Source organism: Flavobacterium sp. PLA-DH12, assembly GCF_059511845.1.
This window is the reverse complement of record NZ_JCAMPD010000003.1, coordinates 416,661-428,674: the sequence shown is the minus strand read 5'-3', so window position 1 is coordinate 428,674 and position 12,014 is coordinate 416,661. Positions and strand designations below refer to the sequence as shown.

Genomic DNA, 12,014 nt, shown 5'->3' with positions numbered 1-12,014 from the left:
TCAACAACTTAGCTTAACAATGAAAATAAAAAACATTTTACCACTCCTGCTATTTCTGACAAGTCTTTCAATTTTTGCCCAAAGCGGAAAAATTGATGAAAAGCGAGAAAAAATCAAAGCTTTTAAAGTGTCATTTTTGACAACAGAATTAGAATTAACTTCAACCGAAGCAGAAAAATTCTGGCCAATTTATAATGCTTACGACGATAAGCAATATGAATTAAAGTATTTAAAAATGAAAACGTATCTTAAAAAGCTTAAAGATGACAATCTAGCAAATCTTTCAGATAAAGATGCTGCAACATTATTATCTCAGATTGAAAGTACAGATAAGGAAATATATCAGCTTCGAGAAAAATACACGAATAGTCTAAAAAAAATACTTCCGGCAAAAAAAATATTACTGCTTAAAAAATCAGAAGACGACTTTAATAGAAAATTATTGCAACAATATCGAGACAAAGGCAATAAAGACTAAGCATAACAAAACAACAGCGATAAGAACCCTATATAATAATACTTACTTTATTATTTAGGGTTCTTATTTTTTTATTTAAAATTCAGTCGAACTACTTTATTATGTCCAGCTGCGATGGCAGTATTTCTGTTTACAAAACGAATGGTAAAAAATCTGTTATCTGTAGAAAGCTGCATCCAGTTTTCTCCACCATTTTGAGAATATTGTATTCCTTCTGAGCCTACGCAAACAATTTCTCTTCCATTACCTCCAGGAACATATTGGATACATGATGCATAACCAAATCCCATATTCTGACCAATTAATTGCCAAGTCTTACCACCATCTTTTGTAAAAGCTTTATTATTAGCTTTATTATTAGGAAGATCGTAATCTCCTCCTGCAATGAAACCTTGTTTAGAATCATAAAAATCGGCAGTAAAAATTCCTGTCATTTGCTTTCCTTGCACAATAGGAGTTTCTACAACTTTCCATGTTTTTGCTTTATCAGGAGAATAAAAAACACGTGCTTTTTTTCCACCTGAAACTAACCATGTATCATTTCCTTTTATAACAATGTTAGTGTTACTTGCAGCAAAAGCCGCTTCTCCAGTACTATTTGTTGGCAATTTATCAGACAGTAATTTTGTCCACGTTTCTCCACCGTCACGTGTTACAATAATCGAGAATGTATCTTCTGTCGGATCGCCAATTGCAATTCCTTCCTTATCGTTCCAAAACTGCATACTATCATAAAAAACTTTCGGATTAACTTCTTTGTAAACCAATTTAACTTTGCGGTCTTTCTTTGAAACTGAATAAAGAAGTGCTGGATTTGCAACACTCAGCAAAAAAATATCTTTTGAAGTTTGCGCTATGCTTCTAAATTCCAATTTAAGCGTATCGCGGTAAATATGTTCTTCAAACTTTTCTTTTTTATCCAAGTCATAATAACCAAAACGAGAATTATCTGCTCCGTACCAAACTTTATTTTTATCAATTAAAATCGCTCTAATACTAATTCTGTCTTTAAATAATGTATCAATTGTCATTGATGTGAAGCCATTATTGTAAACAACGTCAGTTTTATAGTTAAATGTCTTAAAAGACATCAGCAAAATAAAAATAACACAAAATAAAGCGAGTTTTTTCATAGGAAATTTAAAATTTGGTTAACGCTAAAATACAATTAATTCCCACATAGAAAATTAATTTTCCCATTTTTTTTGGCGAGGCTATTTATTGTTTCATTTACAGAACTTTATGCAAAAAAACTCTTTACAAACATTTATTCAAAATTAAAAAACTAACAATCAACCACTTACACACGTGACAATTACCTTCAAATTTTATGGCACAGTAATTGGATATCTCCTATCACAAATAATTTAATACAAATTAGCCATGAAAGCGAATTTACTTTTAATAGCGATATCAGCCTTAGTTTTTAGTTCTTGTGCTGTACAAGGCCAGACTACTGTATATGCAAAAAATTCAGATATAAGCGATAACTTAGATTTAAGAGCTGTTGCTTCGATGTTTGGAGAATCAGCTAACCTTCAAGATTTTGAAAGACGTTTAAATGATCCAAAATATCAAATATCAAACTTAGACCTTAATGGCGATAACGAAGTAGATTATCTTCGTGTTATTGAGAGTGTTGAAAACAGAACACACGTTGTAATTATTCAAGCTGTTTTAGATCGTGATGTTTATCAAGATATTGCAACTATTGATGTTGAGAGAGACAATTACAACAAAGTAAGTGTTCAGGTTGTAGGTAACACCTATTTATATGGAGCAAATTACATTTATGAGCCTGTTTATAGCGTGGTTCCTGTTATCTATTCTTCTTTCTGGGTGACAAATTACAGACCATACTGCTCAACTTGGTATTGGGGCTATTACCCAACCTATTATAGAGCATGGAATCCTTATCCAGTTTACAGATATAGAAATAATGTAAATGTTTATATTAACGTGAACAACCATTACAACTATGTAAATGTTAGAAGAAGCTATTCAGCTCCTGCGATTTATGAAACAAGACGTACTTATGGTTACGAAAGAATGCGTCCGAACTATAGCTTTGCAGAAAGACATGCTAACACAACCAACAGATATGATTTAGATCAAAGACGTGTTGCGAGCAGAGAAACTAGCAGAAATACATATAATACAAACAGAAATTATACAGGTAGAACTTCTGATAACGGAATTTCTAACAGAACATACGCTGATAATAAAAACACAACAAGCAGACCTACTGTAGACAGAAGTAACAATAGCTACGGTAATAGCAATAGTAACAGAGGTTACAACTCTACAGGCAGAAGTTCTGAAAGTGTAAATACTGAGAGAAGCACAAATCGTGATTATTCAACTAGAGTAAATAACTCACAAAGAGCTGAGACTACTCGAAGAACACAAAATACCCAAAGAGTAGATTACGGAAGCAGTAATACCTCTAGCTCATCAAGAGGGTATTCTAATCGTGAGACATCTGCCCCAAGAGTTGAAAGAAGTTCAAGAAGTTACTCAGAAAACCAATCTAGTGGCAACAATAGAGATTATTCAGCTAGACCACAGCAAAGTCAGCGTTCAGAATCTCCAAGAATGAGCCAGGAATCTTCTAGAGTAAGCCAAGAATCAAGAGGCGGACAGAGCCAAAGAGATAATGGTTCTAGTTCTAGAGGGAACGGCAGAAGAGGTTAATTTTAGAATAAATAATATTTAAAAAGAGAAGCACAATTTTACGATTGTGCTTTTTTTTATCTTTTTAATTTTAAATGCCTCTAATTTGTTTTAAAACAGTAAATTTGCAACCGTCTTTTTATAAAATTAACATGAGCGCATCGCATAAAAACTTACATAGTAAGTTGTCTATTGGGGGTTTATTAATTACTTTAGGGATTATTTATGGAGATATTGGAACCTCTCCATTGTATGTAATGAAGGCTATATTAGGCGATCACACGATAAATGCTGATATTGTTTTAGGAGGTATCTCTTGTGTGTTCTGGACCTTAACATTACAAACTACAATTAAATATGTGCTTATTACTTTAAGTGCAGACAACCACGGTGAAGGAGGAATTTTTGCCCTATATGCATTAGTCAAAAAAACAAAAATTCAATGGCTCATAGTACCCGCCATTATTGGAGGTAGTGCCCTGCTCGCTGACGGAATTATAACTCCGCCAATTTCGATTTCATCTGCTGTAGAAGGAATTAGAGCATTCTACCCTACGATGGAAACACAAACTATTGTGTATATCGTAATTACAATTCTATTCGTTTTATTCACCATTCAGCAGTTCGGAACTAAATTGGTTGGTAAATTCTTTGCTCCAATGATGTTAATCTGGTTTGCCATGCTGGGGACTTTAGGAGCTATTCAAGTATCGAATTATCCTGAAGTAATTAAAGCAATCAATCCATATTATGCTTATCATTTATTATCGATACACCCTGATGGTTTCTTCGTTCTAGGTTTCGTATTCTTATGTACAACTGGAGCAGAAGCATTGTATTCTGACATGGGACACTGTGGTAGAAAAAATATCAGAATTAGCTGGATGTTTGTAAAAACGACTTTAGTTTTAAACTATTTCGGACAAGCAGCTTATCTAATTCACCATGAAGGAAGCACATTACAGCAATTAGGTGGTGAAAACGGAAACCCGTTTTACTTAATTATGCCACATTGGTTTTTACCATTCGGAATTGTAGTTGCAACTCTTGCAGCTGTAATTGCATCTCAAGCGCTTATTTCTGGTTCGTTTACTTTGATCAACGAAGCAATGCGTCTGAACTTCTGGCCAAAAGTAAAAATCAAATATCCTACTGAAGTAAAAGGTCAATTATATATTCCGTCAATCAACTGGCTATTGTTTTTTGGTTGTGTTGGAATCGTTTTACATTTCGAGAAATCAGGAAATATGGAGCATGCTTATGGTCTTGCCATCATTTTGTGCATGATCATGACTACCATATTATTAAATTACTACTTAATTATGAAACGTGTAAAACTGTACTTCATGGTACCGTTGATTACTATTTATTTATTGATTGAGTTCAGTTTCCTTTTCGCTAATATTACCAAATTTGCAGAAGGCGGTTATGTAACATTAATCATTGCTAGTTTATTGATTTCTGTAATGACTATCTGGTATTTAGCTAAGAAAATCAACAAAAACTATACGAAAGTGGTTAAGGTTGACGATTACAAACAAGTTCTTGTAGAGTTGAGCCAAGATTTATCTATTCCAAAATACGCTACGCATTTGGTTTATATGACTAATGCTAACCGCGTTGATGAACTCGAGGAAAAAATCATTTATTCTATTCTTCAAAAACGACCAAAAAGAGCTGATATCTATTGGTTTGTTCACGTGAATATTTTGACTGAACCTTATAAAACGCAATATAAAGTAACAGAAATTGCGAAAGATGATATTTATAGAATTGATTTCAACTTAGGTTTTAGAGAACCAACCAAAATCAATTTGATGTTTAGAGAAGTTATCAAAGACATGGTAAAACGTGGCGAGGTAGATATTACGAGCCGTTACGAATCTTTAAACAAAAACAATATTATTGGAGACTTTAAATTTGTATTGTCTGAGAAATTCTTATCAAATGACAACGACTTAAGATGGCATGAAAACATTATCATGAATTCTTATTTCTTCATCAAAAAACTGAGTTTGTCTGAAGAAAGAGCTTTCGGTTTGGACAGTAGTTCTGTTAAGATAGAAAAATTCCCAATGGTGCTTCATGCTCCAGAAAATATTGGATTAACGCGAATTATTTCAAAAGAATAAAAAGCTCAACAATAATTTCAAAAAACACTCTAAATTAGAGTGTTTTTTTTCATTTAGTGAAAGTCTAAAGTAAGATTCAGTATTAAAAATTTAACTTTCAATCAATTAATAGTACCTTTGCAACTCAAAATATAGAAATGAGATTACACAGAAATTTAGTTTATACTACCATTGATTCTTTAAATGCAATTTTCAACGAAGGAGAATATGCCGATAAAGTGGTAGCTAGAGCATTAAAAAAAGACAAACGTTGGGGAAGTTCTGACAGGAAGTTTGTTGCTGAAACCATATACGAAATTGTTCGCTGGAAACGATTATACGCAGAAATTGCCGAAGTAAAAGAACCTTATGACAGAGACAATCTATGGAGAATGTTTGCGGTTTGGGCTGTTTTACGCGGTTATCCAATTCCAGATTGGAGACAATTGGAAGGAACTCCTGAAAGAAAAATAAAAGGACGTTTTGATGAATTATCTAAGACTAGAGCTATCAAAGAATCTATTCCAGATTGGATGGATGAATTGGGCGTAAAAGAACTTGGAGAAAAAGTTTGGGCTAAAGAAATTGCGGCACAAAATCAGCCAGCAAAAGTTATTCTTAGAACCAATACTTTAAAAGGTACTAAAGAAAGTCTTCGCAATACTTTAATGGACTTAAATATTGAAACTGAATATTTAAAAGACCAGCCAGAAGCTCTTGTTTTAAAAGAAAGAGCCAATGTATTTTTGACAGATGCATTTAAACAAGGTCTTTTTGAAGTTCAGGATGCCAACTCTCAGCTAGTTGCAGGATTTTTGGATGTAAAACCTGGAATGCGCGTAGTTGATACTTGTGCTGGTGCAGGCGGAAAAACATTGCATATGGCTTCTTTAATGGAAAATAAAGGGCAGCTAATTGCAATGGACTTATACGAAAGCAAATTGAAACAATTGAAATTAAGAGCAAAAAGAAATGGTGCTTTTAATATCGAATACAGAATTATCGACAGCACAAAAGTGATCAAAAAATTACACGAAAAAGCAGACCGTGTTTTAATTGATGCACCTTGTAGCGGATTAGGAGTTTTAAAAAGAAACCCTGATTCTAAATGGAAATTACAACCTGAATTTATCGATAATATTCGTAAAGTTCAGAGTGAAGTTTTAGAAAGCTATTCTAAAATTGTAAAACCAGGCGGAAAATTAGTTTATGCAACTTGTTCTGTTCTTCCATCAGAAAACCAAGAGCAAGTGGAGAAATTCTTAAAAACAGAAATCGGACAGCAATTTACTTTTATTGAAGACCGTAAAATGTTAGCTTCAGAATCTGGTTTTGATGGTTTCTATATGGCTTTGCTGGAACGCAAAAAATAAATTCCAAATTATTTCGGAATACTTAAAATAAAAAAATCCAAATTCCAATCTTAAAACTTGGAGTTTGGTTTTTTTTTTATTCCATATAGCTTTGTTATTTCTACATAAGGAGAAATCTTCGTTAGAAACTCCAAAAAGATTTGTCTATTGGAGCGGAGTTACTTGCAAAGATTTCTCCTTATGTCGAAATGACAAGATTACGAAAACTTGGGATTTAAAAGATTGGAATTTAATCTTGTAAAGTAGGCTTTCGCAACAACTTTCCGTTTTCGTTTTCTTTGAATTTTGAAACAAAAACTATTTCTTTTGGTTTTTCATATTTTCCTAAAACATCAAAAAAATCAGGAGCAAATTCTTGTTTTTCTCCTTCTACAACCAAAACTAATTTTTCTCCTAAAGTAGTATCTGGAAGTCCTGTAACAAAAAACCTGTTGTTTATTTTTCCGATCAATTTCGCTTCAATCTGCTCTGGAATCAACTTTACCCCTCCACTATTGATTACGTTGTCAATTCTGCCTAAAAACTTAAACTGCTGTTCGTTTAGCAATTCGACTAAATCATTAGTCACAATTGGCTCATCAGAAATAGAGGCTACATTAATCACCAAACACTGACGATCGTCCTGAGATATTTTCACATTTGGAAGAATCGAAAAAACTGAATCGCCTAAACGTTTTGCAGCGATATGTGTAATCGTTTCGGTCATTCCATACGTTTCGTAGATTTCTGTTTTAAGTGGCAATAATTTTTCTTCGAGAGCCGAATCTAATTTTGCTCCTCCAATAATAAGTTTTCGCACTTTAGAAAGCCCTTCAATAGAATTCTGAACTTGAAGCGGCACCATTGCTACAAAATCGTATCTCGTTGTATTGAATTGCAATGGATGCAGACTTGGCGAAACCACATCTAATTCTAATCCTAAAATCAAACTGCGAACCAGCATCATTTTTCCAGCGATAAATTGGGTTGGAAGACACAATAAAGCTTTGTCTCCTGGTTTTAAATCAAAAAAATCGCCCGTAGCCAACGCTGACTGAATCATGGATTGTTTTTGTAATCTAACCAACTTTGGAAGACCTGTTGTTCCAGAAGTTGTCATTTCGATATAATCCTTTTTATCAAACCAATCTAAAAAGAACTCTCCAATAGATTGTTCGTAGCTATCTCCTTCTTTGATAAAACTATAAGCGACACGACACAAATCTTTTGCATTTAAATGATATCCATTTAGTTTGAAATAATTGTGAACGTTATTATGAGTTAAGTTTTGCATATTCTTAAGCATTTATTTCGACATTATTAATTTTTCCTGTTAATCTTTCTTTCCAATTGGTCCAACCATATTTTTTACTGAAAATAAAAAGCAGAATTGGATAAATAACTATAACTGGCAGAATTACATCTATTCCCGCCGAAGGTTCTGAAAGATCTTTAAATAGAGAGTTTGTTTGAAAAACAGTCCAATCTGAAGTAACCAATAAAGCTCCAACAAGATTATTTGCGGCATGAAATCCGAGTGCCAATTCCATTCCTTCATCCATCAAAGTGATAACTCCTAAAAACAATCCTGTTCCAATGTAATAGATCATGATAATACTCCCCATTTTTTCAACTTCTGGATTTGTCCAGTGCATCGAACCAAATATAACAGAAGTCATTACGAGTGGAAACCATCTATTTTGAGCTAAATTGGCAAACCCTTGCATTAAATAACCTCTAAAAACATACTCTTCAGTAGAAGTTTGAATAGGAATTAAAACGCATCCTAAAACTGTCAGTGTCAAAAAAGGAACTAATTTAAACTGCAATACAAATTGCTCTGGAGATCTTAAATATACAAACAAAAAGCTGAGCACGGAGAAAAATGACCATAAAATGAAAGAAAACCAAATTCGTTTCCAATCTACTTTGGGTCTTGAAGTTGTAACTGACAATAAAGTTTGATGATGAATATACTTTACCACAAAATAGATACCTGCAAAAGCAAAAATAAAAGAAATCATTACCAGAAAAAGAGTGGTATTAGATTCAAACATTTTCATTATTCCCTCATTGGTAGTAGGAAAAGCGACATGATCTTTAAATGTTTTATAAAATACAGCTGCTGTAATTGGAATTTGCCCTATAAAAGAAGCTGAAATAATAAAGACAGATCCTAAAAGATATTTCCAAAATTTATTTTCGGGTTTAATCCCTTGTTCTAAAAACATAAAGTTAAAATTTTAAAAAAATGAGAATTCAAATTCGATAAGTTAATCTTACTTTTGGTATTGCTAAAATACCCCTTTTTTATTGTAAGAATATTTGAAACGATTAAATATAACAAAATGATACAAATTTACCATAATCCAAGATGCGGAAAATCGAGAAACTGCCTTGCTTTTATCGAACAATCGAAGCAAGATTTTGAAATTATACCTTACTTAACCGAAACTCCAACTTTTGAACAGCTAAAAACATTGCTAGGACAATTAAATCTTGAACCAATTCAGTTAATCAGAACCAAAGAAAAAATCTGGATCGAAAATTTCAAAGGCAAGACCTTAAGTAATGATGAGATTATCAATGCAATGGTAGAAAACCCTATTTTAATTGAGCGCCCTATTGTTGTAAAAGAGGGAAAAGCAATAATTGGAAGAGATCCTGAACTTGTTGCTTCTTTTTTAGATTGATTCTAAAATACCCTCTTAACATTTTTTTGTGATTTCTCTCTTTAAACCAAAAACTACATTTGCCGTCTAAAGAGAAAAGAAAACCAGAAAATGAAAAAAATCAAATTTGCTGTATTACTTGTATTCTTGTTTACAAGTTTTTACAATTACTCTCAACAAGGTCCGGGCGGCAGACCCAAAGTAAAAGTCACTGGAAAAGTTTTCGAGAAAGTAAGCAAACAACCATTAGAATATGCTACAATTTCGCTTACCAAACCAAATGACACAAAAGTTGTTGCTGGTGGTATTACAAACCCGAAAGGAGAATTTGAAGTTGCAGTCGCGCCGGGAACTTACGATATAAAAGTGGAATTTATTTCATTCAAATCGACTGAAATTAAGCAAAAAAGCATTCAAGATGACACCAATTTAGGTGTCGTAAACCTATCCGAAGATGCTGCACAATTGAACGAAGTTGTAGTTCGCGCCGAAAAATCGACTGTCGAGATCAAACTGGACAAAAAAGTATACAACGTTGGTCAAGATATGATTGTAAAAGGCGGAAGCGTTAGTGACGTTTTAGACAACGTTCCATCTGTTTCGGTTGACACAGAAGGAAATGTAAGTTTAAGAGGAAGCGACAATATTCGTATTTTAATTGACGGAAGACCATCGCAAGCTATAAATATAGCAGAAGCTTTAAGACAGCTTCCTGCAGATGCTATTGATAAAGTAGAAGTAATTACAAACCCATCAGCTCGATATGATGCAGAAGGTGGTTCTGGAATCATCAATATTATTCTAAAAAAAGGTAAAAACCAAGGTTTTAACGGAACTTTTATTGCCTCAACCGGTTTACCAGAAACGTATGGCGCAAGTGCCAACTTAAACTATAAAACTGAAAAGTTAAACTATTTTACTACTGCTGGTTACAACTATAGAACTACAGAAGGAGCTGGTAAAACAAATTCAGAATATTTTGATCAAAACAAAGTAACAAAAAGTTATTTAGACGAAGACCGTGATACAAAACGTGTCAGAAACGGATTTAATGGAAGAGCTGGTATTGAATGGACACTGACTCCTTCTACATTTTGGACGAATGCAATCAATTACCAAAAAAACACTGGTGACGATAGAGATTTGATCAATTATTACAACTACGATGCTGCACATAATTATACAGGAACATCGTATCGTTTAAATGACGCTGATACTGGAAGTGAAAACTTTGAGTATACTTCGAACTTTATTAAAAATTTCAATGATAAAGGACATAAACTTACTGCAGATCTTTCTATTTCGAGAAATACAGATGACAGTTATAGCACCATAACAGCTTCACCAAATTTCAATAATACACTAAACGATCAAATACAAAAACAAGTATTATTTCAAGCCGATTATGTTCTTCCATTAGGTAAAGGAGGGCAATTTGAAGCAGGTTACAAAGGAAGTTTTGGAGATTTGAATAATGAATATTATGTAACTACCATCGAAAATAATGTTCCAGTAAAGGATCCTAATTTATCAAACACATTAGAATACAAAGAAAATATCAATGCACTTTACACTCAATATGGCTTCAAAGCAAATAAATTCTCTTATTTATTTGGGCTAAGATGGGAAGACACAGATATTCATGTTAACTTACTAGACAACAGTAATTTCAATACTAAAAAATACAACAACTTGTTTCCAAGTGCTTTTATTAGTTATGAAATCTCAGATCAAAGCAACTTTTCTGCAAGTTATAGTAAACGTTTGTCTAGACCAAGAGGTCGTTTCATGAACCCTGCTGTAAATTATGCGAGCAACATTAATATCTTTCAAGGAAATCCAGACTTAGACCCATCTTTAACAGATAAATATGATATTGGTTATATTAAAAAATGGGATAAAGTAACCTTCAATACATCTGCCTATTTTGAAGATACAAAAGACGTTTTCAGCTTTGTAAGATCTCCTACTGGTGATTATGTAACTGCTGATGGTGAAGTGGTAACTCCTGCGCCAGGTGAAGTAGTTGATGGTACTCCAGTAATCAAAAGTCAGCCTATTAACTTAGGAAAAGAACAAAAATTTGGTTTCGAATTCACATTCAATTACACTCCATACAAATGGTGGAAATTAAACAGTAACTTCAATTTCTTTAATGTAAAAACTACAGGAGAACACAGTTACGTAGATACGCAAGGAAATACTATAGTTCAAAATTTAGACAATCAGGCTACATCTTGGTTTGCAAGAGTAAACTCAAAAGTTACTTTACCATATAAAATTGACTGGCAATTGACAGCAATGTACAACGGAGAGCAAAAAACAGCTCAAGGTAAAAACTTAGGGCAATTCGGAATGAATACTGCTTTAAGTAAAGATGTTATGAAAGATAAAGCTACTATTGCTTTCAACATTAGCGACGTTTTCAATTCCAGAAAAATGAGATCATACACTTATTTAGATGGAGTGACTTCGTATAGCGAATTCCAATTCCGTAAACGTCAATTCAATTTATCCTTCACTTACCGTTTCAATAAACCAAAAAGTGAAAGAGATAAAAATGCGCAGCCAAGAAATGACGGCGGTGGAGACGGCGGTGGAGATTTTCCAGGATAAAGCTTTTTAAATTTCAATATCAAAAATTCCAAATTCCAATTTTTACAATTGGGATTTGGAATTTTTCTTTTTAAGCCTATTTACTTAATTATCCAACTTTGTCAAAGTTTAA

At 33.1% G+C, this 12,014-nt stretch carries 9 protein-coding genes; 6 read left to right on the top strand and 3 right to left on the bottom strand.

Annotated elements, in window-relative coordinates:
* Window positions 1–19 precede the first annotated feature (19 nt).
* Window positions 20–478 carry a sensor of ECF-type sigma factor gene (locus tag AC5ZCW_RS08060; protein WP_496118979.1) on the top strand — a complete coding sequence of 153 codons (459 nt, stop codon included), beginning with the start codon at window positions 20–22 and terminating at the stop codon, window positions 476–478.
* Window positions 479–549: 71 nt separating this feature from the next.
* Here the strand turns inward: AC5ZCW_RS08060 and AC5ZCW_RS08055 are convergent, their stop codons facing one another.
* A complete protein-coding gene (locus AC5ZCW_RS08055; protein WP_343541626.1) occupies window positions 550–1,611 on the bottom strand; it encodes a beta propeller repeat protein in 1,062 nt (353 codons plus the stop codon).
* A gap of 250 nt (window positions 1,612–1,861) precedes the next feature.
* Between AC5ZCW_RS08055 and AC5ZCW_RS08050 the strand changes: the two genes are divergently transcribed.
* From AC5ZCW_RS08050 to AC5ZCW_RS08040, 3 genes are all read left to right on the top strand, one after another.
* Window positions 1,862–3,172 (top strand): hypothetical protein, encoded by a 1,311-nt coding sequence (locus AC5ZCW_RS08050; protein WP_496118978.1) that lies wholly within the window; start codon window positions 1,862–1,864, stop codon window positions 3,170–3,172.
* Window positions 3,173–3,303: 131 nt separating this feature from the next.
* Window positions 3,304–5,283: a KUP/HAK/KT family potassium transporter gene (locus AC5ZCW_RS08045; protein ID WP_343541622.1), complete on the top strand. Its 1,980-nt coding sequence runs from the start codon at window positions 3,304–3,306 to the stop codon at window positions 5,281–5,283.
* Window positions 5,284–5,420: 137 nt separating this feature from the next.
* Entirely contained in the window at window positions 5,421–6,635 is a 1,215-nt protein-coding gene (locus AC5ZCW_RS08040) for an RsmB/NOP family class I SAM-dependent RNA methyltransferase (RefSeq protein WP_111379012.1), read from the top strand.
* Between the two features lie 229 nt (window positions 6,636–6,864).
* On the opposite strand, the gene AC5ZCW_RS08035 is transcribed toward AC5ZCW_RS08040, so the two are convergent.
* Window positions 6,865–7,908 carry an AMP-binding protein gene (locus AC5ZCW_RS08035; RefSeq protein ID WP_496118977.1) on the bottom strand — a complete coding sequence of 348 codons (1,044 nt, stop codon included), beginning with the start codon at window positions 7,906–7,908 and terminating at the stop codon, window positions 6,865–6,867.
* 4 nt (window positions 7,909–7,912) lie between these two features.
* Window positions 7,913–8,845, bottom strand: coding sequence for a CPBP family intramembrane glutamic endopeptidase (locus AC5ZCW_RS08030; protein WP_496118976.1), 933 nt, complete (start codon window positions 8,843–8,845; stop codon window positions 7,913–7,915).
* A gap of 117 nt (window positions 8,846–8,962) precedes the next feature.
* Between AC5ZCW_RS08030 and arsC the strand changes: the two genes are divergently transcribed.
* Together arsC and AC5ZCW_RS08020 are read left to right on the top strand one after the other, a co-directional pair.
* Window positions 8,963–9,307: an arsenate reductase (glutaredoxin) gene (arsC, locus tag AC5ZCW_RS08025; protein WP_496118975.1), complete on the top strand. Its 345-nt coding sequence runs from the start codon at window positions 8,963–8,965 to the stop codon at window positions 9,305–9,307.
* A gap of 90 nt (window positions 9,308–9,397) precedes the next feature.
* Window positions 9,398–11,902 carry a TonB-dependent receptor gene (locus AC5ZCW_RS08020; RefSeq protein WP_496118974.1) on the top strand — a complete coding sequence of 835 codons (2,505 nt, stop codon included), beginning with the start codon at window positions 9,398–9,400 and terminating at the stop codon, window positions 11,900–11,902.
* The last annotated feature ends 112 nt before the right edge of the window (window positions 11,903–12,014 follow it).